The organism is Mesorhizobium sp. M0207, from assembly GCF_040321995.1.
Classification (GTDB): Bacteria; Pseudomonadota; Alphaproteobacteria; order Rhizobiales; family Rhizobiaceae; genus Mesorhizobium.
In genome coordinates, this window is the sequence record NZ_JAMYSQ010000012.1 from 101,925 (window position 1) to 124,546 (window position 22,622).

At 62.4% G+C, this 22,622-nt stretch carries 27 protein-coding genes; 15 read left to right on the top strand and 12 right to left on the bottom strand.

Annotation, left to right across the window (positions count from 1 at the left end; all coding sequences use genetic code 11):
- Nucleotides 1-4 precede the first annotated feature (4 nt).
- The 3 genes from urtD to NKJ15_RS17655 all read left to right on the top strand — a co-directional run bounded on the left by urtD (nucleotide 5) and on the right by NKJ15_RS17655 (nucleotide 1,930).
- On the top strand, nucleotides 5-751 hold the full coding sequence (gene urtD / locus NKJ15_RS17645; RefSeq protein WP_023674855.1) for an urea ABC transporter ATP-binding protein UrtD: 747 nt from the start codon (nucleotides 5-7) through the stop codon (nucleotides 749-751).
- A gap of 70 nt (nucleotides 752-821) precedes the next feature.
- Complete coding sequence (gene urtE, locus NKJ15_RS17650) at nucleotides 822-1,517, top strand: urea ABC transporter ATP-binding subunit UrtE (RefSeq protein WP_126041867.1); 696 nt, start codon at nucleotides 822-824, stop codon at nucleotides 1,515-1,517.
- Between the two features lie 212 nt (nucleotides 1,518-1,729).
- Entirely contained in the window at nucleotides 1,730-1,930 is a 201-nt protein-coding gene (locus NKJ15_RS17655) for a hypothetical protein (RefSeq protein ID WP_352471707.1), read from the top strand.
- Nucleotides 1,931-1,976: 46 nt separating this feature from the next.
- On the opposite strand, the gene NKJ15_RS17660 is transcribed toward NKJ15_RS17655, so the two are convergent.
- The 9 genes from NKJ15_RS17660 to NKJ15_RS17700 form a co-directional block, all read right to left on the bottom strand.
- Entirely contained in the window at nucleotides 1,977-2,783 is an 807-nt protein-coding gene (locus tag NKJ15_RS17660) for a DUF72 domain-containing protein (RefSeq protein ID WP_352455697.1), read from the bottom strand.
- 28 nt (nucleotides 2,784-2,811) lie between these two features.
- Nucleotides 2,812-3,282 (bottom strand): GNAT family N-acetyltransferase, encoded by a 471-nt coding sequence (locus NKJ15_RS17665; RefSeq protein ID WP_352816465.1) that lies wholly within the window; start codon nucleotides 3,280-3,282, stop codon nucleotides 2,812-2,814.
- Nucleotides 3,279-3,689 carry a DUF302 domain-containing protein gene (locus NKJ15_RS17670; protein ID WP_352816549.1) on the bottom strand — a complete coding sequence of 137 codons (411 nt, stop codon included), beginning with the start codon at nucleotides 3,687-3,689 and terminating at the stop codon, nucleotides 3,279-3,281. Before NKJ15_RS17670 ends, NKJ15_RS17665 begins: the two co-directional genes overlap by 4 nt.
- On the bottom strand, nucleotides 3,689-6,610 hold the full coding sequence (uvrA, locus tag NKJ15_RS17675) for an excinuclease ABC subunit UvrA (protein ID WP_352816467.1): 2,922 nt from the start codon (nucleotides 6,608-6,610) through the stop codon (nucleotides 3,689-3,691). Before uvrA ends, NKJ15_RS17670 begins: the two co-directional genes overlap by 1 nt.
- A gap of 696 nt (nucleotides 6,611-7,306) precedes the next feature.
- Nucleotides 7,307-7,705 carry a hypothetical protein gene (locus NKJ15_RS17680; RefSeq protein ID WP_352682877.1) on the bottom strand — a complete coding sequence of 133 codons (399 nt, stop codon included), beginning with the start codon at nucleotides 7,703-7,705 and terminating at the stop codon, nucleotides 7,307-7,309.
- Nucleotides 7,702-8,307, bottom strand: coding sequence for an ATP-dependent Clp protease proteolytic subunit (locus tag NKJ15_RS17685; RefSeq protein WP_352455702.1), 606 nt, complete (start codon nucleotides 8,305-8,307; stop codon nucleotides 7,702-7,704). Before NKJ15_RS17685 ends, NKJ15_RS17680 begins: the two co-directional genes overlap by 4 nt.
- A gap of 26 nt (nucleotides 8,308-8,333) precedes the next feature.
- Nucleotides 8,334-8,858 (bottom strand): SRPBCC family protein, encoded by a 525-nt coding sequence (locus tag NKJ15_RS17690; protein WP_352682875.1) that lies wholly within the window; start codon nucleotides 8,856-8,858, stop codon nucleotides 8,334-8,336.
- A complete protein-coding gene (locus tag NKJ15_RS17695; RefSeq protein WP_352448759.1) occupies nucleotides 8,855-9,169 on the bottom strand; it encodes an ArsR/SmtB family transcription factor in 315 nt (104 codons plus the stop codon). Before NKJ15_RS17695 ends, NKJ15_RS17690 begins: the two co-directional genes overlap by 4 nt.
- A gap of 82 nt (nucleotides 9,170-9,251) precedes the next feature.
- Nucleotides 9,252-9,641, bottom strand: coding sequence for a cupin domain-containing protein (locus NKJ15_RS17700; RefSeq protein ID WP_352471700.1), 390 nt, complete (start codon nucleotides 9,639-9,641; stop codon nucleotides 9,252-9,254).
- 208 nt (nucleotides 9,642-9,849) lie between these two features.
- Between NKJ15_RS17700 and NKJ15_RS17705 the strand changes: the two genes are divergently transcribed.
- Nucleotides 9,850-10,362: a single-stranded DNA-binding protein gene (locus NKJ15_RS17705; protein WP_352448761.1), complete on the top strand. Its 513-nt coding sequence runs from the start codon at nucleotides 9,850-9,852 to the stop codon at nucleotides 10,360-10,362.
- Nucleotides 10,363-10,484: 122 nt separating this feature from the next.
- Nucleotides 10,485-10,910, top strand: coding sequence for an OsmC family protein (locus tag NKJ15_RS17710; protein ID WP_352816470.1), 426 nt, complete (start codon nucleotides 10,485-10,487; stop codon nucleotides 10,908-10,910).
- A gap of 8 nt (nucleotides 10,911-10,918) precedes the next feature.
- Here the strand turns inward: NKJ15_RS17710 and NKJ15_RS17715 are convergent, their stop codons facing one another.
- Both NKJ15_RS17715 and NKJ15_RS17720 read right to left on the bottom strand, forming a co-directional pair.
- Nucleotides 10,919-11,548, bottom strand: a complete 630-nt coding sequence (locus tag NKJ15_RS17715; RefSeq protein WP_023674869.1) for a MarC family protein — start codon at nucleotides 11,546-11,548, stop codon at nucleotides 10,919-10,921.
- A 74-nt stretch (nucleotides 11,549-11,622) separates the two neighbouring features.
- On the bottom strand, nucleotides 11,623-12,153 hold the full coding sequence (locus NKJ15_RS17720) for a hypothetical protein (protein ID WP_352816473.1): 531 nt from the start codon (nucleotides 12,151-12,153) through the stop codon (nucleotides 11,623-11,625).
- Between the two features lie 86 nt (nucleotides 12,154-12,239).
- On the opposite strand from NKJ15_RS17720, the gene NKJ15_RS17725 reads away from it, so the two are divergent.
- Together NKJ15_RS17725 and gyrA are read left to right on the top strand one after the other, a co-directional pair.
- Nucleotides 12,240-13,067 carry a helix-turn-helix transcriptional regulator gene (locus NKJ15_RS17725; RefSeq protein WP_352816475.1) on the top strand — a complete coding sequence of 276 codons (828 nt, stop codon included), beginning with the start codon at nucleotides 12,240-12,242 and terminating at the stop codon, nucleotides 13,065-13,067.
- A 147-nt stretch (nucleotides 13,068-13,214) separates the two neighbouring features.
- The gene (gene gyrA, locus NKJ15_RS17730; protein ID WP_352816478.1) at nucleotides 13,215-16,019 is read left to right on the top strand and encodes a DNA gyrase subunit A; all 2,805 of its coding nucleotides are present in this window, start codon (nucleotides 13,215-13,217) and stop codon (nucleotides 16,017-16,019) included.
- Nucleotides 16,020-16,072: 53 nt separating this feature from the next.
- Here gyrA and NKJ15_RS17735 read toward each other — a convergent pair whose 3' ends face one another.
- On the bottom strand, nucleotides 16,073-16,225 hold the full coding sequence (locus NKJ15_RS17735) for a hypothetical protein (RefSeq protein WP_352540595.1): 153 nt from the start codon (nucleotides 16,223-16,225) through the stop codon (nucleotides 16,073-16,075).
- 195 nt (nucleotides 16,226-16,420) lie between these two features.
- Here NKJ15_RS17735 and coaD point away from each other — a divergent pair, with 195 nt between their 5' ends.
- The 8 genes from coaD to NKJ15_RS17775 all read left to right on the top strand — a co-directional run bounded on the left by coaD (nucleotide 16,421) and on the right by NKJ15_RS17775 (nucleotide 22,616).
- Nucleotides 16,421-16,921 carry a pantetheine-phosphate adenylyltransferase gene (gene coaD, locus NKJ15_RS17740; RefSeq protein WP_352448768.1) on the top strand — a complete coding sequence of 167 codons (501 nt, stop codon included), beginning with the start codon at nucleotides 16,421-16,423 and terminating at the stop codon, nucleotides 16,919-16,921.
- A gap of 75 nt (nucleotides 16,922-16,996) precedes the next feature.
- Nucleotides 16,997-17,587, top strand: coding sequence for a peptidylprolyl isomerase (locus tag NKJ15_RS17745; protein WP_352471695.1), 591 nt, complete (start codon nucleotides 16,997-16,999; stop codon nucleotides 17,585-17,587).
- Nucleotides 17,588-17,616: 29 nt separating this feature from the next.
- Nucleotides 17,617-18,129 (top strand): peptidylprolyl isomerase, encoded by a 513-nt coding sequence (locus NKJ15_RS17750; protein WP_254817363.1) that lies wholly within the window; start codon nucleotides 17,617-17,619, stop codon nucleotides 18,127-18,129.
- A 108-nt stretch (nucleotides 18,130-18,237) separates the two neighbouring features.
- Nucleotides 18,238-18,519, top strand: coding sequence for a hypothetical protein (locus NKJ15_RS17755; RefSeq protein ID WP_352816481.1), 282 nt, complete (start codon nucleotides 18,238-18,240; stop codon nucleotides 18,517-18,519).
- A gap of 12 nt (nucleotides 18,520-18,531) precedes the next feature.
- Complete coding sequence (gene queA / locus NKJ15_RS17760) at nucleotides 18,532-19,617, top strand: tRNA preQ1(34) S-adenosylmethionine ribosyltransferase-isomerase QueA (RefSeq protein ID WP_352816484.1); 1,086 nt, start codon at nucleotides 18,532-18,534, stop codon at nucleotides 19,615-19,617.
- On the top strand, nucleotides 19,607-19,876 hold the full coding sequence (locus NKJ15_RS17765; protein WP_352471691.1) for a hypothetical protein: 270 nt from the start codon (nucleotides 19,607-19,609) through the stop codon (nucleotides 19,874-19,876). Before queA ends, NKJ15_RS17765 begins: the two co-directional genes overlap by 11 nt.
- Before the next feature lie 8 nt (nucleotides 19,877-19,884).
- The gene (gene tgt, locus NKJ15_RS17770; RefSeq protein WP_352502505.1) at nucleotides 19,885-21,015 is read left to right on the top strand and encodes a tRNA guanosine(34) transglycosylase Tgt; all 1,131 of its coding nucleotides are present in this window, start codon (nucleotides 19,885-19,887) and stop codon (nucleotides 21,013-21,015) included.
- Nucleotides 21,016-21,236: 221 nt separating this feature from the next.
- Nucleotides 21,237-22,616, top strand: coding sequence for a glycosyltransferase family protein (locus NKJ15_RS17775; RefSeq protein ID WP_352816488.1), 1,380 nt, complete (start codon nucleotides 21,237-21,239; stop codon nucleotides 22,614-22,616).
- The last annotated feature ends 6 nt before the right edge of the window (nucleotides 22,617-22,622 follow it).

Here is a 22,622-nt window from a genome sequence, read left to right on the forward strand (position 1 = left end):
CCTGATGTCGAAGAGCAACACCATCCTCTATCTCGACGGCGTGTCAGTTTCCTTCGACGGGTTTCGCGCCATCAACAACCTTTCACTGGTGCTCGACAAGGGCGAGATGCGGGCGATCATCGGCCCCAACGGCGCCGGAAAGACGACGATGATGGACATCGTCACCGGCAAGACGCGGCCCGACGCGGGTGAAGTTTTCTTCAACGGTGAGGTCGACCTGACCAAACACGACGAGGCCGAAATCGCCATGATGGGCATCGGCCGTAAATTCCAGAAGCCGACCGTCTTCGAAAGCCACACGATCGAGGACAATCTGATGCTGGCGCTGAAAGGCCCGCGCTCGATCTTCCCGGCACTGTTCCATCGTCGCTCGGCCGCGGACGTGCGGCAGATCGACGACATCCTCGGCATCATCCGGCTTGGCGACAAGCGTGACGAACTCGCCGCCAATCTGAGCCACGGCCAAAAGCAATGGCTCGAGATCGGCATGCTTCTGGCGCAGGATCCGAAGCTGCTGCTGGTCGACGAACCGGTTGCCGGCATGACCGACGCCGAGACCGAGGAAACCGCGCGGCTGCTCCGGGATATCGCGCGCGACCATTCTGTCATCGTCGTCGAGCACGACATGCATTTCGTGCGCGAGCTCGGCGTCAAGGTTACCTGCCTGCACGAAGGCTCGGTGCTTTCCGAGGGCAGCCTCGACTTCGTTTCGGCCGACGAGCGCGTCGTCGAAGTCTATCTGGGGAGATGAACATGGTCTGGCGCGTTCCGTTCCATCATTTCGACCTTTCGTTCTTCACGCGTTGGAGAAAGCGCTGACCATGCTCGAAGTCTCCAATGCCACGCTGCACTACGGCGCTGCCCAGGCGCTGCGCGGCGTCTCGCTGAAGGCCGGCGCCGGCAAGATCACCTGCGTGCTCGGCCGCAACGGCGTCGGCAAGACCAGTTTGATGAGATCGATCGTCGGCCATCACCGGCTGACGAGCGGAAGCGTTGCCTTCGAGGGGAAGGCGCTCGACCGGAGCGCGGCGTATGATCGCGCCCGGTCGGGCATCGCATTCGTGCCGCAGGGCAGGGAGATATTTCCGCTGCTTACGGTGCGGGAAAACCTCGAATCGGGTTTTGCGCCGTTGAAGCGCGCCGATCGCAACATTCCCGGTCACGTCTTCGAATTGTTTCCGGTGCTGAAGCAGATGCTCGCGCGCCGCGGCGGCGATCTTTCCGGCGGCCAGCAGCAGCAGCTTGCCATCGGCAGGGCGCTGGTGATGCGGCCGAAGCTGCTGGTGCTCGACGAGCCGACCGAAGGCATCCAGCCGTCGATCATCAAGGACATCGGCCGCGCCATCCGCTATCTGCGCGACCAGGCCGGTATCGCCGTGCTTCTGGTCGAACAATATCTCGACTTCTGCCGGGAATTGGCCGATGAGGTCAACATCATGGACCGCGGTCAGATCGTCCATACCGGCCCAGCCGAGGATCTCGACCGGGCGGACGTCCGCAAATTCCTGACTGTCTGAATTCCTATTGATTCCGTTACTTTGCAACTCTGGCGCGCTGCAGATTGCGTGCTAGATTTTGCTTGGCCTTGGTGAGTCGGCCGCTTTCCGTAGCAGTTTCAACTTGGCAGATCAGGGGAAGGCGCGGCCCGCGTCGGCACGCTTGCGCGCAAGCCCTTCCAGCGATCTGTTGTCGTCCAACATTTCGGGTGCTTGGGAGCCAGGGCCAGTCAATGGAGCGCTATGTCGAGGACTACCAGAAACGACGGCTCACGGAGCGCGTCGATATCCTGACAGCCATCAACATTCTGAAATCGCAGGGGTATGACCACGACGAACTCATCGCGGAGATCACCAAGGTCTTCTATATCGATCTCGATGCTTTCAACGAGATCGTCAGGGTTGATCGGCGTCCGGACGAACGCGCCGCATAGCCGGTAATTGAGGACCCGGCCAGGCAGATCACCGACAGCGGGGGCGTCAGCCTGCGACCCGCTTCATCAGCGCGATGGCGCCGAACGGAGCGCGGACCTTGCCCTCGGTGATGAAGTAGACGAACACGTCGCGTGGCTTGACCGGCGCGTCGGTTGAAGGAGCGACACGCGGCAGGTCGGCCGGCACCTTGCCTTCCGCCCAGGTTTTTGCGCGCGCCGCCCATTCATCGAGCGCCTTTGGCGTGTAGCAATCGGGATTGTCGTCGCTGCCGGTCTGCAGCCGGGCATAGATGAAATCGCCGGTGACGTCGGCAATCCCCGGATATTTGGCGTGGTCGGCATAGACGATGGCGGCCTTGTGCTTTCGCGCCAAGGCGGCGAACTCCGGCACGACGAAGCTGTCGTTGCGCACCTCGACGGCGTGGCGCAGCGCAACGCCGTCCTGCTTTTCCGGCAACAGCTTGAGGAAGGCCTCGAAATCGTCCGGGTCGAATTTCTTGGTCGGCGCGAACTGCCACAAGATCGGCCCGAGCTTGTCGCCAAGTGCCGCGACGCCCGACCCGAGGAAGCGCATGATCGATTCCCCGGCCTCGCCGAGCACGCGGCGGTTGGTGACGAAGCGGTTGCCCTTCAGCGAATAGACGAAACCATCCGGCGCCTCGTTGGCCCATTTGACGAAGGTCGGCTCCTTGAAGCTCGAATAATAGGTGCCGTTGACCTCGACAGTGGGCACCTGCCGGCTGGCATAATGCAGTTGCTTGGCCTTCGACAATTTGTCCGGGTAGAAGGACGTGTCCCACGGCTCGAAGGTCCAGCCGCCCATGCCGGCGCGGATTGTTCCTGATTGAGTCATGGTCGTCCTCCCGGTTTGCAGAAAAGGATCACGCGATGGCGGTCGTCTCGACGGCTTTCGCCATGTCGACGACCGTCCATCCTGGCCGATATGGATTGGGCCGGCGACCCGTTTCGCGAAAGCCGTAGGCCTTATACAACGAAACGTTCCGTTCCATTCTGGCATTGGTGTAGAGTCGGATTTCAGGCAAGCTCCACAGGCGCGTCTGTTGCTCGGCCCAGTCGAGCAGCCCGATGCCGAAACCCTTGCCCTGAAAGGCGGGCGCAACGGCGACGCTGAAGATCATTGTATGGTCCGCATGTCGTTCGAGAACGATCAAGCCGGCCGGCTGTCCGTCCTGCTCCGAAAGCCAGACCTCGCCGCGTTCTATGCGCGGCACGTAGTCCTCGGTGACAGGGATCGGCGGTGCGCCGAGCAGGGCAGTGTAGGGCGCGTAGGCGTCGGTGGTGAGCGAGATGACCGTGGGGAGATCATCGGCCCGAGCGGCTCTCATGATCAAAACTGGCCCGCGCCGACAGCGGCCGCAATCACCTTGTCCATGCCGGCCGCTATCGCGGCGACGGCATTGCGACTGGCGTCGCCCAAGCCGTGGCGCTCAGCAAGCCAGTGCGCCTCATTGCAGGAGAGCCAGACCTTGCCTTGCTCGTCCTCCCAAGCCAGTGCCTTGACCGGCAGATCGATGCCGGCAAGTTGCCGGTCCTGCATCAGCGGCGTGCCGCCTTTCGGGTTGCCAAAAATCAGAAGCTGGGTCGGACGCAGGGAAGCTTCGACACTGCGCGCACCGGCGGCGTGGTCAATGCGGGCGAAGACCAGCAATCCTGCGCGTTCCACGGTCCCGACCAGGCGATCGATCGTTTCGGCCACGCCGAAGCGGCTTTGGACCGTGATGAGACCGTTCTTTACCATCACTCCGCCGCTTCGCGCTTGCCTCCGGGGCGCCGCTCCAGCAATTCCCTCAGGAACTGCCCGGTATAGCTGCGTTTTTCGCGAACGATTTCCTCAGGCGTGCCGGACGCTACCAGCTCGCCGCCGCCGTCACCACCTTCGGGGCCAAGATCGAGTACCCAGTCAGCCGTCTTGATCACCTCGAGATTGTGCTCGATGACGACCACCGTGTTGCCCTGGTCGACCAGCTCGTGCAGCACTTCAAGCAGCTTGGCTACATCGTGGAAATGCAGGCCGGTGGTTGGCTCGTCGAGGATGTAGAGCGTCTTGCCGGTCGCCTTGCGTGATAGTTCCTTGGCGAGCTTGATGCGCTGCGCCTCGCCGCCCGACAAAGTCGTTGCCTGCTGGCCAACATGGATGTAGCCGAGGCCGACCCGTTTCAGCGTCTCCAGCTTGTCGCGCACGCCGGGCACGGCGGCGAAGAAATCGACGCCTTCTTCGACCGTCATGTCGAGAACGTCGGCGATCGATTTGCCCTTGAACAGGACGTCGAGCGTCTCGCGATTGTAACGCTTGCCGTGGCAAACGTCGCAGGTGACGTAGACATCGGGCAGGAAGTGCATCTCGATCTTGATGACGCCATCGCCCTGGCAGGCTTCGCAGCGGCCGCCCTTGACGTTGAACGAGAAGCGGCCCGGCTGGTAGCCGCGCGCCTTCGCCTCCGGCAAGCCGGCGAACCAGTCGCGGATCGGCGTGAAGGCGCCGGTGTAGGTGGCGGGGTTGGAGCGCGGGGTGCGCCCGATCGGCGACTGGTCGATGTCGATGACCTTGTCGAGGAATTCCAACCCCTCGATGCGGTCGTGCTCGGCCGGATGCTCGCGCGAGCCCATGATGCGGCGCGACGCCGCCTTGAACAGGGTCTCGATCAGGAAGGTCGACTTGCCGCCGCCGGATACGCCGGTGACGGCGGTAAACGTGCCGAGCGGGATTTCGGCGGTGACGTTCTTCAGATTGTTGCCGCGCGCGCCGACGACCTTCAGCCGGCGGTTCTTCTTGGCCTCTCGCCGCGCTGCCGGCGTCGCCACTTCGAGCTCGCCCGACAGATATTTACCGGTGATCGAAGCGGGCGTCGCCATGATCTGCTGCGGCGTGCCCTGGGCGATGATGTGGCCGCCATGGATGCCGGCCGCCGGGCCGATATCGACGACGTAGTCGGCATGCAGGATGGCGTCCTCGTCATGCTCGACGACGATGACCGTGTTGCCGATGTCGCGCAGATGCTTCAGCGTGTCGAGCAGGCGGGCGTTGTCGCGCTGGTGCAGACCGATCGACGGCTCGTCCAGCACGTAAAGTACGCCGGTCAGGCCGGAGCCGATCTGCGAGGCAAGACGGATGCGCTGGCTCTCACCGCCCGACAACGTGCCGGAGTTGCGCGACAGCGTCAGATAGTCGAGACCGACATCGTTGAGGAAGCGCAGCCGCTCGCGGATTTCCTTGAGCACGCGCACCGCGATCTCATTCTGCTTGTCGTTGAGCGATGCAGGCAGGTCGGTGAACCACTGGTCGGCCTTGCGGATCGACAGCTCGGTGACCTCGCCAATGTGCTTGCCGGCGATCTTGACCGCGAGCGCCTCGGGCTTCAGCCGATAGCCGCGGCAGGCCGGGCAGGGCGTGGCCGACATGAAGCGCTCGATCTCCTCGCGCATCCAGGCGGATTCGGTTTCCTTCCAGCGGCGCTCGAGATTGGGGACGACGCCCTCGAAGGTTTTCGTCGTTTTGTAGGAGCGCAGACCGTCATCATAATGGAAGGTGATTTCGCGCTCGCCGGTGCCGTGCAGGACGGTTTGCCTTGCCTCCTCGCTCAAATCCTTGAACTTGTCGCCGAGCTTGAAGCCATAGGCAATGCCCAGCGCTTCCAGCGTCTGCGCATAATAGGGCGAGGTCGACTTCGCCCACGGGCTGACGGCGCCGGCGCGCAGCGAGACATTCTCGTCGGGCACGACCAGGCTGGCGTCGATGGCGCGTTGGCTGCCGAGCCCGTCGCAGGTCGGGCAGGCGCCGAACGGATTGTTGAAGGAGAACAGCCTGGGCTCGATCTCGGGAATGGTGAAGCCGGACACCGGGCAGGCGAACTTTTCCGAGAACAGCATGCGTTCATGCGTCTCGTTCTTCGATTTGTTGACCGAATCCTCGCCGGTCTGGCTGGCGTCGAGCGGCTTGTCGGCAAATTCCGCCACCGCCAGCCCGTCGGCCAGCTTCAGCGCGGTCTCGATGGAATCGGCGAGCCGCGTCGCCAGATCGCCGCGCACGACGATGCGGTCGACGACGACGTCGATGTCGTGCTTGTACTTCTTGTCCAGCGCCGGCACGTCTGCGATCTCATAGAAGACGCCATCGACCTTGACGCGCTGAAAACCCTTCTTCTGCAGCTCCAGCAGTTCCTTGCGGTACTCGCCTTTGCGGCCGCGCACCATCGGCGCCAGAATGAACAGCCGGGTGCCTTCCTCGACCGCAAGCACCCGGTCGACCATCTGCGAGACCGTCTGGCTCTCGATCGGCAGGCCGGTGGCCGGCGAATAGGGTACACCGACGCGGGCGAACAAAAGCCGCATATAATCGTAGATCTCGGTGACGGTGCCGACCGTCGAACGAGGGTTCTTCGAGGTGGTCTTCTGCTCGATGGAGATGGCCGGCGACAGGCCGTCGATCTGGTCGACGTCCGGCTTCTGCATCATTTCGAGGAATTGCCGTGCATAGGCCGAAAGGCTCTCGACATAGCGGCGCTGGCCCTCGGCGTAGATGGTGTCGAAGGCAAGCGACGACTTGCCCGACCCCGACAGGCCGGTCATGACGATCAGGCTGTCACGCGGCAGGTCGAGATCGACATTCTTCAGATTGTGTTCGCGTGCCCCGCGAATGGAGAGATATTTATGGTCGGCCATCGCCGGTCGCCGCCTCAGAATCTGGAATTCGTGGGATGGGCGGGTTTTCCCGACCACCCCCTATGTAGGTAATTTCGCCGCCTTTTCGAGAGACGCCACAACTCTCGACCAAAGCGTTTAACCGCCTTTCGCGCGAACGGGCAAGCGGAAAGAACAAAGGCCGAACACGCTCCTGACAAAAGCTGCCCGTGAGGCCGGCTTCACAAAGCGTCTCGCGATCACATTTTTCGGCAACCCGGCTATTCAAGGTTGACGTCCCCGCGTCATGGGGGCAGAATCCAATTGTCAACGAAGCCGGCCGTCTTTCGATGGCCTCGCGGCCTGGGGCTAGCCTGCGAGACGCCGCGGGTTATGCGATGAGCGCTTCGACGACAGTCGCAACGAACAGAAGGAGAGCAGAGGCATGACTCCACCGGATTGTTCCTTGAGGCTCCACGTGTCGCTGGAGCCGCGGCAGGTATAAGTAGCCAGGTCAGGCGTTTAGCGCTACCTGCCCACGTTGACCTGCCGATCCCCACAACAATCAGAGACTGCTAGTCGGATCGTCGGCTGAACGCCGCGAAGCATCCGAAATAAAAAGCCGGCAGTACACTCCCGGCAATTTGGATTTCAGATCCAAGAAAGCCCCGTCAGTTGCAAAGCAATGGCGGGGCTGTTCGTTTGAAGCGCAATATTTGTGGTTCACACCAGGCGAACTTAGCGGCTGGAGGGCCTGATCCCGCCGGTAGCGACATCAATGGTGATGCTACCGGAAATCCGAACGTCGGTATCGCCAATCTTGAAGGTGCCGTTGCCGCTGCCTAGAGCCATATCGTCAGGCTCAGGCCGCGGCGCTGGCTCGGCGATGCGATAATCGCTGGTCACACCGGGCAGAGCGCGCTTTTGCGAAGACGTCGAATTATCTTGGGCAAGTGCCATACCCACCAGCATGTTCGTGCCGGCAACGGTAGCGATGGCAAGGCATAACAGGCTGGATGAGCGGCTGGCGGTCATCGCCGGACTATAGTGCCGCGATAGCGGCAAGACCAGACCGATGGCGCTGAAATTGCGGGCGCTCAATCGCCTCAGTTCCGTCCGCCGGCCCGGCTCGTTCATGCGGCCTGCTTGCGAGTGTCGAAAACATGGTCGACGAGGCCCCAATCCTTGGCCTCCTGCGCGGTCATGAAAAAGTCGCGGTCGAGCGTGCGTTCCACTTCTTCGTAGGTGCGGCCGCAATGGCGGGCGTAAAGATCGGTCATGCGCCGCTTGGTGCGAAGGATGCCCTCGGCATGGCGCTGGATATCGGAGGCCTGGCCCTGGAAACCGCCGAGAGGCTGATGCAGCACGATGCTGGTGTTGGGTAGCGCGATGCGCCGCCCCGGTGTGCCGGCCATCAAAAGGAACGAGGCCATCGAGGCGGCGAAGCCCATACAAACCGTGGAGACCGGGCAACTGATATACTGCATCGTATCGTAGATCGCGAAACCGCTGGTCACCACGCCGCCCGGCGAGTTGATGTAGAGCGAGACCTCCTTGTCGGGATTGTCGGATTCCAACGACAGAAGCTGGGCGCAGACCAGCGCTGAGGTGCCGTCATCGATCGGGCCGTTGATGAAGACGATGCGCTCGCGCAGCAGCCGCGAAAATATGTCGAAGGCACGTTCGCCGCGGCTCGACTGCTCGATCACCATCGGCACCAGATTGGCAAGGCCGCTCATCGGTTGTCTCCGTTGACTGTTGTCGTTCAGGCCGCGCGCAGGAAGAGGCGCGGGGTGTTTGCGGCGATCTGCTTGTGCCTGGGAGTGTGCGCGTCAAAGGAAAGCCGGCAACCGGCGCCTGCCATCGCGATCTCCGGCACTGCTGCCCGAGCAAAACCATCATGGACGATGCGCAGATGCGTGCCGCCGGAAACGGTGCGGTCGAGCGTAAAGGTGACGATGCTGTCCACTGGGCTGTCGTTCATTGCGCTGTCCAGGGGATTGCCGGGCGGCACCTGCGTATCGCCGGGCGCCGGCCGCTCCCGCCAGGAATAGCGCAGCAGCCGTCCGGGATCCGCGTCGAGGATTTCGCACTCGATCGGCGCATTCGGCGCTTTAAAGGCAAAGCGGTTGCCGATTTCGGGCTTGATGTCGTTCGGCATCATCCAGGCCGCGAGCAGGTCCGGCACCGTCAGCGCCCGCCACACCTGTTCCGGCGGTTCGGGCAGCTCGCACTCGAACTCGATCTTGTCTGCGGCCATTTCGGCGCGTTCTTTGCCTCGGTTGGTCATTGGTCCATGTCCTTCAAAACCGTCTTGAGCCTTTCGATGCGCTCTGGCCAGAACGCACGGTAGCGTTCGATCCAGCCGAGCAGTGGCGCAAGCCCCTTCGGATCGACGCGGTAATAGGCGTTGCGACCGGCCCGGCGCTCGACCACGAGGCCGGCGCCGCGCAGCACTGCGAGATGTTGCGATACCGCCGGCTGCGATACCGGTATGCCAGTGCGCAGTTCCGACACCGTCATCTCGCCGTCGGCGAGCCGCTCATAGACGGCGCGACGCGTTGGATCCGCTAGTGCCCGAAAAATGTCTGCTTCGATCATGCCGAAAGCATAAGTCAATACTTATCGGTTTGGCAAGCCGTGTTTTTTAAGACAGGCGGTATTTTTTAAGACAGGCGAGGTTTTACAAACTCGCTGGAAGCCAGCGTCTCACCATGTCGGGGGATCCGTTGAACGTCGCCTCGAAAACTGGTGACGCGAGCACAGCATGAATATGAAGCAATTCGGAGCCGACGTTTCGGAAGCCATGTTGCCTGTACGCGGCGACAACAAGCGACTGTCCGGCAGTCAAGACGAGATGCTCTTCGTCGATCCACATCTCGGCCCTGCCAGCGATGACGGTAAGTACTTCCTCGACCGGGTGCCAATGTGTCGGGGCGCCAACGGTGGGTTCGACCCATTGTTCAAACATGCAAAGTTGAGTTGCGCCGTTGCGGGCAGAGACATGCATGCGGGTCTTTACTCCCGTCCGCCACTCTTCTTGCGGCTGATCGTTATGCGCAACCATCTTCATGCGTTCGCCTCGATCCCATGGTCTGTGGAAATTCGACGCCAAGACACTACTTCTTACTGACAACTATTGACAGTGCAGGGCCTCTCCGATAGAACGAAAAGAGAACAAAAACCTTGTGGGAAAAGGCAGCGACGGCAGGCAGGGATTGTCCATAGCCTGTAAGGTGCGGCGACAAAAATTCGGTTTCGGATGAGCGCGGAGAAGTCTCATGGCGGGTAGCGTCAACAAGGTCATTCTGGTGGGCAACCTCGGGGCGGACCCTGAAATCCGCCGCCTGAATTCGGGTGACCCGGTCGTCAACATCCGCATCGCGACGTCGGAAAGCTGGCGCGACAAGACGTCCGGAGAGCGCAAGGAAAAGACCGAGTGGCACAATGTCGTGATCTTCAACGACCAGATCGCCAAGGTGGCCGAGCAGTATCTGAAGAAGGGCATGAAGGTCTATGTCGAGGGCCAGCTGCAGACGCGCAAATGGCAGGACCAGACCGGCAATGACCGCTATACGACCGAAATCGTGTTGCAGAAATTCCGCGGCGAGCTGCAGATGCTCGATGCGCGGGGCGAGGGCGGCGGCCAGGTCGGCAACTATGCCGGTGGTGGTGCGAGCCGCGGTTCCGATTTCGGCCAGTCCGGCCCGGGCGAAAGTTTCAATCGCGGTGGCGCCAACAAGGGCGGCGGCGGTGGTTCGTCGCGCGAGCTGGACGACGAAATCCCGTTCTGATTTCTCGGGCGGACTGCCCTTGCGGCGAAAAGCGCCGGTACCTTGGTCACGAAATGGCATCCCGAAAATCTGTCTTGGATTTTCGGGACGTTGTGCGTTTGAGCGGTGAAAGGACGTATCAGGTGAAGGCAAGGATCAAATGGGTCGAGGAGCGCACTTTCGTTGGCGAGTCGGCCAATGGGCACAAGCTGGTGCTAGGCACTGCGTTAGGGCCGGAGGGCAAGACGCCGGGGCCGAGCCCAATGGAACTGGTGCTGATCGGCACTGGCGGCTGCTCGGCCTATGACGTGGTCCATATCCTCGAAAAGGGGCGCGAGGCGGTCGAAGATTGCGTGGTCGAACTCGATGCCGACCGTGCAGAAGCCGATCCCAGGGTGTTCACCCGCATTCACATGCATTTTGTCGTCAAGGGCCGGGCGCTGTCACACGACAAGGTAAAGCGGGCGATCGGGCTTTCGATCGAGAAATACTGCTCGGCCTCGGCAATGATGGCCAAGACTGCCGAGATTACCCACGACTTCGAAGTCATTGAAACGACAGCGAAGTAGGGCTGTCCCTACGTCGCCATCAGCGCCTTGATGCCGTCGGCGACGAACTGTACGGCGAGCGCCGCCAGGATGACGCCGAGCAGCCTTGTCAGGATCGAACGGCCGGTTTGGCCGAGGATACGGTCGATGCGCTCTGACAGCACGAACACCAGGTAGGTGATGACGAGGCAGATGGCGATGATGCCGACAAGGGCTGTCTGAGCGCCCAAACCCTGAAACGAGCTTGAGAGCAGGACGGTCGCCGAAATCGCGCCGGGACCGGCAATAAGCGGGATCGCCAGCGGAAAGGCGGCGATGTTGTGGATCATGTCCCTGGTGATGGCGACGTCGCCGATCTTCTCCTTGCGGTCCTGCCGGCGCTCGAACACCATTTCGAAGGCGATGAAGAACAGCAGAAAGCCGCCGGCGACGCGGAAGGCCGGCAGAGTGATGCCGAAGACTGACAGGATCGACGCGCCGGCGATTGCGAACAACGCCATTACCAGGAAGGCGATGACCGAGGCGCGCACGGAGACCTGGTTGCGCTCCTCGCGGTTCATGCCGCGGGTAACGGCGAGGAAGAGCGGCGCCAGGCCGGGCGGATCGATCGTCACCAGTATGGTGACGAAGGCGTTGAACAGGCTGTCGAAGCTCGGCATGCTGACCCTCCCCGCCGGCAAAGCCGGATAACGGGATTGGTAGAGCAAAGCGGAGCCAGTGGAAACCGTGCGGATCAGGGGCTGGCGGTGCGGCGCGCCAGAAACTCGACTTCGAGACGCCAGGTGGCGCCGTCGTCCTGTGAGCGTTCGCCCAGCCAGCGGAACGAATTTTCGGTGATGCGCGAAAAGCTCCAGCGCACAGCAGATCCGGTGCCGTCTGCGCCTTGCTGGATGATGGTATCGCCCTCGGCACGGCCGAGCTGGCGGCTGTAGTACTGATTGCGCGGATCGCTCCAGAAGATGTGCCAGGCGTCAACGCCGGGATCGTAGACGCGCAACGTCGTGCCATAGAAGGTCCATTTGCCGAGCGAGGGCGAGGGGCCGGCGTCACGGGCAGGCAGGATCCATACGTCCTGGATCGCGCGGCCTTCGAGCACCCAGCCGAAATGCACTTCGCCGCGCCCGGTCAGCACCTGACCGTCCTCGAGATGGCGCGTGGCGTCGAACGTCCAGGCGCCGACGAAGCGGCCATAAAGATTCAGTTTCTCGGCAAGGGCCGATACGGGCCCATCGCTGTGCAGGGCCTTGGCAAAGGAATTGGACATGGCTTCGCTCTCATCTTGTCAGGAGACCGGCAAGCATAGAGGCCGACAGGGGTTCTGCGCTTGGGAAAAGTTGCTATGTTTCGGCGATGACGACGAGCGCGCACAGGCTGGCGTCGGGCCGAGGCTGGCAGGTGTCGGATGTCATCTGCACCGCCAGCGCCGCCGACAGGCCATTCGAAGAGGAGCATCGGGATTTCTGCGTTGCCGCCGTAACCAACGGCACCTTCCGCTATCGTGCGCGCGAGGGCACGGCGATGCTGGCGCCGGGCGCGCTCCTGCTCGGCAATCCCGGCACATGCTACGAATGCGGGCACGAGCATGGCGCCGGCGACCGTTGCCTCTCCTTCCATTTCGGACCGGCCTATATGGAGCGGATCGTCGCCGACGTGCCGGGCGCCAAGACGCTCGATTTCGGCACGCCGCGCCTGCCGCCCTTGCCGGCGCTGGTGTCGCTGCTTGCCGAAGCAGAGGCGGCGCGCGAGATGGCCGACACCGGCGCGTTCGAGGAACTCGCCCTGCGCATTGCCGGTGCCGCGGTAACAGCGGCTTGCAGCGCTACGGATCGGGGACGGACGCCGAGCCGCCGTGACCAGAAGCGTGTCGCCGAAGCGGTGCGGCGCATCGAAGTCGATGCCGACCGGCCGATCTCGCTTGCCGAACTCGCCGACGAGACCGCCACCAGCCCTTACCATTTCCTGCGCACCTTCCGGCACGTTGCCGGTATGACGCCCTACCAATTCCTGCTGAGAGCGCGGCTGCACAGGGCAGCCGTGCGGCTGCGGACGTCGGATCGGACGATTTCGGCGATTGCCTTTTCGGCGGGATTCAACGATCTATCAACCTTCAATCGCCGTTTCCGACGGCTGATGGGCGAGGCGCCGGGTACTTATCGCGCCCGCCGGCGACGCCCGTGAAAGGGTGCACGGCCATATCGTCGCAATTGGTTTATCCTTTTGAATTTGCCGCTAAAAACCACACTGGAAAACTGCCGCGATTGTTGGAGTTTCAGGCTGGCTTCCTATATAAGCACCAAGTGATTCCTGATTAGATTGTGATCCGATTTGACCGACCAAAAGACACCGCGCGGCGCCGACGGCGGCCCCACCGGCATCGAGCCGATATCCATCATCGAGGAGATGCAGCGCTCCTATCTCGACTACGCCATGAGCGTGATCGTCAGCCGCGCGCTGCCGGACGTGCGCGATGGCCTCAAGCCGGTGCATCGCCGCATCCTCTACGCCGCCTATGAGAGCGGCTATCACTGGAACCGCAAATATGTGAAATCGGCACGCCCGGTCGCCGACGTGATGGGTAAATATCATCCGCATGGCGACGCCTCGATCTACGACGCTTTGGTGCGCATGGCGCAGGATTGGTCGCTGCGCGTGCCGCTGATCGACGGGCAGGGCAATTTCGGCTCGATCGACGGCGATCCGCCGGCGGCGATGCGCTACACGGAATCGCGGCTGACCAAGGTCGCGCATGAGTTGCTGGAAGACATCGACAAGGACACCGTCGATTTCCAGGACACTTACGATGCGTCCGGCAGCGAACCGAAAGTCCTGCCGGCGCGCTTTCCGAACCTGTTGGTCAACGGCTCCGGCGGTATCGCCGTCGGCATGGCCACCAACATCCCGCCGCACAATCTGGGCGAGGTCTGCAACGGCGCCATTGCCCTCATCGACAATCCGGCGATCGACCTTCCGGCGCTGATGGAGATTATTCCGGGACCGGATTTCCCGACCGGTGGCATCGTGCTTGGCCGTTCCGGCATCTATAGCGCCTATTCGACCGGTCGCGGCTCCATCGTCATGCGCGGCCGCGTCAACGTCGAGGCGCGCGGCAACGATCGTGAATCGATCGTCATCACCGAGGTTCCCTATCAGGTGAACAAGGCGTCGATGATCGAGAAGATGGCCGAGTTGGTGCGCGACAAGCGCATCGAAGGCATTTCCGACATTCGCGACGAGAGCGACCGCCAGGGCTACCGCGTCGTCATCGAACTGAAGCGCGACGCGGTCGCCGATGTCATCCTCAACCAGCTTTACCGCTTCACCCCGCTGCAGACGTCCTTCGGCGCCAACATGGTGGCACTGAACGGCGGCAAGCCGGAATTGCTGACTCTGACCGACATGCTGAAGGCATTCGTCGCCTTCCGTGAGGAGGTGATCAGCCGGCGCACGAAGTTCCTGCTGCGCAAGGCGCGCGACCGCGCCCATGTGCTGGTCGGCCTTGCCATCGCTGTTGCCAACATCGATGAAGTCATAAAGCTGATTCGCAGCGCTCCGGACCCGCAGACGGCGCGCGAGCAGTTGATGGAGCGGCGCTGGCCTTCGGGCGACGTGGAATCGCTGATTCTTCTGATCGACGACCCGCGCCATCGCATCAACGAGGACGGTACCTACAATCTCTCCGAGGAGCAGGCGCGCGCCATCCTCGAACTCCGCCTGCAGCGCCTGACCGCGCTCGGCCGCGACGAGATCGCCGACGAGCTGAACACGATCGGCGACGAGATCAAGGACTACCTGGACATCCTCTCGTCGCGCGCCCGCGTCCAGCAGATCGTCAAGGACGAGCTCATCGCCGTGCGCGACGAGTTCGGCACGCCGCGCTGTACCGAGCTCGCCGAGGGCGGGGCGGACATGGAAGACGAGGACCTGATCCAGCGCGAGGACATGGTCGTCACGGTCAGCCATTCCGGCTACATCAAGCGCGTGCCGCTGTCGCTCTACCGGGCGCAGCGCCGCGGCGGCAAGGGCCGCTCCGGCATGTCGACCAAGGAAGAGGATTTCGTCACCCGGCTGTTCGTGGCCAACACGCACACGCCGGTGCTGTTCTTCTCCTCGCGCGGCATCGTCTACAAGGAAAAGGTCTGGCGCCTGCCGATCGGCAACCCGCAATCGCGCGGCAAAGCGCTGATCAATATGCTGCCGCTCGAACAGGGCGAGCGCATCACCACGATCATGCCGCTGCCGGAGGATGAGACGAGTTGGGGCGAGCTCGACGTCATGTTTGCCACCACGCGCGGTACCGTGCGCCGCAACAAGCTGTCGGACTTCGTCCAGGTCAACCGCAACGGCAAGATCGCCATGAAGCTGGACGAGGAAGGCGACGAGATCCTCGGCGTCGAGACCTGCACCGACAATGACGACGTGCTTTTGACGGCAAGTTCCGGCCAGTGCATCCGCTTTCCGGTTAGCGACGTACGCGTCTTCCAGAGCCGCAATTCGGTCGGCGTGCGCGGCATTGCGATGGCCGATGGCGACCGGGTGATCTCGATGGCGGTGATCGAGCATGTCGATGCGCCGCCGGCGGAGCGTGCCGCCTACCTCAAGCGGGTGGTGGCCGAACGCCGGCTCGCTGCTGACATCGCGGCCGGCGAGGAGGAAGAAATCCAGCTCACCAATGAAGAGGTCGGCGAAGAGGCAGAGCTTTCCGACGACCGCTATGAATTCCTCAAGGCGCACGAGCAGTTCGTGTTGACGGTGACGGAATATGGCTACGGCAAGCGTTCATCGTCCTACGATTTCCGCCTGACTGGCCGTGGCGGCAAGGGTATTCGCGCCACCGACGTCTCGAAAACGGCCGAAATCGGCCGCCTGGTGGCGACCTTCCCGGTCGGCAATGACGATCAGATCATGCTGGTTTCGGATGGCGGCACCGTTATCCGTGTTCCGGTCAACGGCATTCGTTTCGCCAGCCGCGCCACCAAGGGCGTTACCATCTTCAATACCGCAGAGGGCGAGAAGGTCGTTTCGGTGGAGCGAATTTCAGAACCGCAAGCGGATGAAGAGATCGAAGAGAATGCTGAAAGCGGCGCTGTTGCCGATGCCGATGGTAGGGAGCCCGATACTTCCGTCGAGTGAGTTTGGCACGACGACGCCAGCCCTGTGGGCCGGCGTGTGAAGACACCCGCAATCTAGAAGCGGCGATAAGGCCTGCGGTTGCCGAAGCCTTCGAACCGCTTGGTGTTGGCCTTGGCGCGGACGCGCTGTGCTTCCTGATGCAACCCGAATACGGTGGCGATCAGCATGGCGACGGTCATTGCGGTGGCGAGCATGTAGATCAGCATGTGCGTGTTCTCCTGCGCCTAACAACGATTAGATGGGTGTTTGGTTTCATCTCCTGCAGCTGCAACTTAGTGAACACTGCGTGAAGCTGTTGTGAGCGGCACATTCATCTGTCGTTCACGTCGGCCAAAAGGTTCACGGCGCGGGCTGGCGATCGGATTTGCCTTTAGGAGAGAGGCTCGCTAGAAGCACCTGCCATGACCGAACGCATCGCCCTTTATGCCGGCTCTTTCGACCCGCTGACCAACGGCCATCTCGACGTGCTGAAGGCGTCGCTGGCCGTGGCGGATACAATCTATGCGGCGATCGGCATCCATCCCGGCAAGAAGCCGTTGTTTTCCTTCGAGGAACGGGTTGGCCTGATCGAAACGGCTGCGAAGGCGGAATTCGGCAGCGACGGTGCGCGTATCAAAGTAGTCGCCTTCGACGGGTTGGTAATCGACGCGGCCAGGAAGCATGGCGCCTCGATCATGATCCGCGGCCTGCGCGACGGCACCGACCTTGACTATGAGATGCAGATGGCCGGCATGAACGAGACCATGGCGCCGGAGCTGCAGACGGTGTTCCTGCCCGCCAGCCCTTCAGTGCGCACCATTACCGCCACACTTGTGCGCCAGATAGCTTCGATGGGAGGCGACATCCGCCCCTTCGTGCCGGCGGCCGTGGCCGGCGCGCTCACCGCCAAATTCGCGAAATAAAATGCATGTCACCCAAAGTGGAACCCGGCTTTGGGTAACGACATGCATGAACGAAGATATTCGGAGAAAGATCCCATGCAGCTGAAAAAGCTTGCCTTCTTGCTTGCCGTGCTTGCCGGTCTTGTGACCGCATCCGTGTCGGCCTTTGCCGCCGATCCGGAAAACACCATGATCGTAACGCTGAAGGACGGCGACGTGACCATCGCGCTGAGGCCCGACCTTGCGCCGAAGCACGTCGCGCAGATCAAAAAGCTGGTGCGCCAGGGCGCCTACGACAACGTCGCCTTTCACCGCGTCATCGACGGCTTCATGGCGCAGACCGGCGACGTCAAGTTCGGCAACATGAAGAGCGGCTTCAATGCCGACGCTGTCGGCACCGGCGGCTCCGATCTTCCTGACCTGCCGGCCGAATTCTCCAGCACCGAGCACTACCAGCGCGGCGTGGTCGGCATGGCCCGCTCCGACGATCCGAATTCCGCCAATTCGCAATTCTTCATCATGTTCGCGCCGGCACCGCCGCTCGATGGCCAGTACACCATCGTTGGCAATGTCGTCAGCGGCATGGAGTTGGTGGACCACATCAAGAAAGGCGACGAGGCGCAGAACGGGACGGTGACCGACCCCGATCGCATGATCAAGGTGCGCATCGCCGCGGACGGCAAGTAACCCCAATTGTTCAAAAGGATATTTCTGACATGGCCGAAATCAAGGACCGCGAGAACGCGCTTATCATGGACACGACCAAGGGCAAGGTCGTCATCGAATTGTTTCCAGATCTGGCGCCCGGCCATGTCGGCCGTATCAAGGAGCTGGCGCGCGAAGGCGCCTATGACGGCGTGGTCTTCCACCGCGTCATCGACGGCTTCATGGCGCAGACCGGCGACGTGAAGTTCGGCAATTCCAACAAGCCGTCTTTCGCGCCATCGCGCGCCGGCACTGGCGGTTCCGACAAACCCGATCTGAAGGCCGAGTTCTCCAACGCCAACCACGGCCGCGGCACCTGCTCGATGGCGCGCTCGCAGAACCCGAACTCGGCCAATTCGCAGTTCTTCATCTGCTTCGACGATGCCGCCTTCCTCAACCGCCAGTACACGGTATGGGGCCAGGTCATCGAAGGCATGGACAACGTCGACAAGATCAAGCGCGGCGAACCGGTGCAGGATCCTGACAAGATCGTATCGCTCAAGGTCGCGGCCGACGTGAAATGACCAGCCGGGCTGTCGCGGCCATCGCAATTATGCTCGCCGCGGCGGCCACTCCGGCGCTGGCAACGGAATCGATCGTCTGCAGCGCCGACGGCGGCGCGGCATCGATTGATGTTTGGACACACGGCCGTCATTGCGGTGGCGCGTGTGTGGCTGGATGCCGGCGGCAAGACATGGACCACGGACAGACAGCCAGGCTCAACGAAAGTCATCGTTGGACAGGCATTCGAAGACGACGAGCGCATGCTGATCGATCTCACTGATGAGGGCCTCAGCTCGATCGTCGCCAGATTGCGGCTGGTCAAGGCCAGCGAGCAGTCCAGCTTCGCGATGGGCGGCACATTGAGCATAGACGGTGTCGGCGCCTGGGCGGTGACCTGCCCGGAACCTTGAGGCGGGGATCTCTTGCGCGTCGACCTTTTCGACTTCGATCTGCCGGAGGAGCGCATCGCGCTTCGCCCAGCCGAGCCGCGCGACAGTGCCAGGATGCTGGTGGTCAGGCCGGGTGAGGGGCTCGAAGACCGGACGGTGCGCGACCTGCCGGCCCTGCTCAAGGCCGGTGATGTGCTGGTCTTCAACGACACCAAGGTCATTCCGGCACAGCTGAAAGGCATCAGGCGGCGCGGCGAGGCGGCGGCGCAGGTCGAAACCACGCTGCATATGCGGATGGCGCCCGACCGCTGGCTCGCCTTCATGCGTCCGGGCAAGCGCATCGCCGCCGGCGATCGTATCCATTTCGGTCATGACGCCAATTCCTGCCTTCTCGGCCAGCTCGACGCGACCGTGATCGAGAAGGGAGAAGGCGGCGAGGTGCTGCTCGGCTTCGACCTGTCAGGTCCGTTCCTCGACGAGGCGCTGCATGCAGTCGGCCACATCCCGCTGCCGCCCTACATCGCCTCCAAGCGTGACGACGACGAACGCGACCGCAGCGACTATCAGACCATTTATGCGAGGGAGGAGGGCGCGGTCGCCGCGCCGACGGCAGGGCTGCATTTCACGCCGGAGCTGTTTGCGACGCTCGACGCCAAGGGCATAGAGCGCCGTTTCGTCACGCTGCATGTCGGCGCCGGCACGTTCCTGCCGGTGAAGGCGGACGACACCGCCGACCACAAGATGCACGCCGAAACCGGTTCGGTCAGCCCGGAAACCGCCGAGGCGCTGAATGCGGCGAAAGCAAAAGGAGGGCGCATTATCGCCGTCGGCACGACATCGCTGCGCTTATTGGAGAGCGCGGCTGGCGAGGACGGCAGGCTGGCCGCATGGTCAGGCCCGACAGACATCTTCATCACGCCCGGCTATCGTTTCAAGACCGCAGACTTGCTGATGACCAATTTCCATCTGCCGCGTTCGACGCTGTTCATGCTGGTTTCGGCCTTCTGCGGTTTGCAGACGATGCGGGCGGCCTATGCGCATGCCATCGAGAATCGCTACAGGTTTTATTCCTATGGAGACGCAAGTCTTCTGTTCAGGGAGGATACCGATGGACGATGACCTGGAAACCTTCGACCGGGAAGCCTTGATCGCCGAGGTCAGGAAACTGCGCGCCGGCATCCGCCAACACCGCGACGCCACCGGCCATGATCTGTGCTGGCACCATCCCGACCTCTGGTCACTTTTGCCCGAAAAGACCGACCCGGCGATTGCCGTGCCGCCGTGGCCGAAATTCATGCGCGGCTGCATCCGCTACCGGCAATCACTCGACAAGCAGGCCCCGGACGCGCCGGTATTCGACAAGGAGTTCGATGGCTAGGGAATTCAATGACTGACGCATTCACCTTCAAGGTGCTGGCGACCGACGGCAGGGCGCGGCGTGGTGCAATCACCATGCCGCGCGGGGAAATCCGCACGCCTGCCTTCATGCCGGTCGGTACCGGCGGCACGGTGAAGGCCATGTATATGGATCAGGTGCGCGGCGTCGGCTCGGACATTATCCTCGGCAACACCTACCACCTGATGCTAAGACCCGGCGCCGAGCGCGTGGCGCGGCTCGGCGGCCTGCATGAATTCGCCCGCTGGCCGCATCCAATCCTGACCGACAGCGGCGGCTTCCAGGTGATGTCGCTGTCGAAGCTGCGGAAACTGACCGAGAACGGCGTTACCTTCCGTTCGCATATCGACGGCGGCGCCTACGAGATGTCGCCGGAGCGTTCGATAGAGATCCAGGGGCTGCTCGATTCCGACATCCAGATGCAGCTCGACGAATGCACGGCTCTGCCGGCCAAGCAGAACGAGATCGAGCGTGCCATGGAGTTGTCGTTGCGCTGGGCCGAGCGTTGCAAGACGGCATTCGGCGAGCAGCCCGGCAAGGCGATGTTCGGCATTGTGCAAGGCGGCGACGTGCCGGATCTGCGGCTGCGCTCGGCGCAGGCGCTGAAGGCAATGGAGCTGAAGGGCTACGCGATCGGCGGGCTGGCTGTCGGCGAGCCGCAAGCGGTGATGCTGGAGATGCTCGACATCACTTGCCCGGAGCTGCCGGCTGACCGGCCGCGCTACCTGATGGGCGTCGGCACCCCGGACGACATTTTGAAGTCGGTGGCGCGCGGCATCGACATGTTCGACTGCGTGATGCCGACGCGGGCAGGGCGCCACGGCCTAGCCTACACACGGCGCGGCAAGGTCAATCTGCGCAACGCCCGCCATGCCGACGATCCGCGTCCGCTCGATGAGGCAAGCGACTGCCCGGCCGCACGCGACTATTCGCGGGCCTATTTGCATCATCTGGTGCGCTCGCAAGAGGCGCTTGGGGCGATGCTCCTGACCTGGAACAATCTGTCCTATTACCAGCAGCTGATGCGCGACATTCGTGAAGCGATCGAGGCTGGCAGGTTCGCCGAAGAAGCCGAGATCATCACGCAGCAATGGGCAAACGGTGACCTCGCCGTCCGGTAGGCATGCTCGCCAGGAATCCGGCTCCAGGGAGGAGTTGTCCCTGCCATGAACTGTTTTGAAACGACTGCCCAATAAGCATTGCCGGACGACATCGGGCGAGGATCAAGAACCTGTTCGTTTCGCGGCAAGTTTCAGTTCCTGGCACGACGGTGCGGACGAACGGCATCGCCGAGCCTTCGCCTTCGACCCCCATCGCGGTTCAGCGATGGACGGCTGGGTCGTTGCTTGCGATTCTGGCGATCGCAGTGACCGGCCTGGTCTTGCGCTTGCTTGGCGCGCGCGGCGACCTTTGGCTGGACGAGATCTGGAGCTTTGCGCTGATCGAGCCGCTGACCTCGATCGACCAGATATTCTGGCGCGTCAATCACGACAACAATCATTTCCTCAACTCGGTCTATCTCTATCTCATTGGCCCCGATGCTTCGCCGCTGATCCAGCGAGGTCTGTCGATAGCATTAGGTGTTGCCACGATCGGTGCGGCGGCAGCGAGCGCCGCATCGCGCGGACGACAGGCGATGATTGCCACAAGCCTGTTGTTTGCCGTGAGCTACCCAATGGTCCATTACGGCTCGGAGGCGCGCGGCTATGCCGGCCTTGTGCTGTTCACGCTGCTCTCGGTGGTTTTTCTGGAGCGCCGGCTCGACAATAGACGGTGGTCTGGCGCGGCCTTGGCAGCGGCGATCCTTTTCGGCTTCCTGTGCCATCTCACAATGATCGGAATGGTGGCGGTCCTCGCAATCTGGACCGCCTGGCTCGCCTGGCAGCGTACGGCGAAGGTCGGCCGCGTCGTTGCGGACCTGGCGTCGATCTTCCTGCCGGGCTTGCTTGCCGTGCTGCCGCTGGCTGTCGGCGTGTTTGTCGGCTGCAGGCTGTTCGGCTTCAGTGTCGGTGGTGTTTCGCCATTCTCGATTGCCGCCTTCGCGCAGGGCTATGGCGGGATGATCCGCTCTCTGTTCGGCCTGCCACCCTGGTTTGGCGACGGGCCCTATATCGTTGCCGCCTGCGGTCTTGTCGGCCTCTCCGCCGGTGTCTGGCGCGGTCGTCGAGCCAGCCTTTATGCCATCGGGATTATCGGACTGCCTTTGCTCATGGCGGCGGCGCATCTGCCCAACCTTGAGTTCCCGCGCTATTTCATCATCAGCGGAACATTGCTGCTGCTCTGGGCCGGCGAGATGATTGGCCGCGGCCTGGATGCTCGCGGAACTGCCAGGCTGCTTGCGATGGGAGCGCTGGCGATCGTGGTGAGTGGAAGCATTTCGTCGGTGCTTCAGTTCTATCAATATGGACGCGGCTCCTACGCCGCTATCGTTGATGAAATGACCAGGAACGGCGCAACCACCTATGCCAGCGACGGTAATTTCCGCACCCCCATTGTCGTCAACTATTTTGCGGCGCGAATGGATCGTCGGGCATTGCTGGTCACAGACGACGGGATGTGCACCGAACGGCCCGCCTGGCTGGTCCTCGAAGGGGACGTGGACAAACAAGCCGAACATGTCCAACCTACGGCCGCATGCGCTCTGGCGTATGAACGGGCCGATGCGTCGAGGCATTGGGGGTTTTCAGGCCTGAGCTGGACGCTCTACCGGCGACAGGATTGAAACACC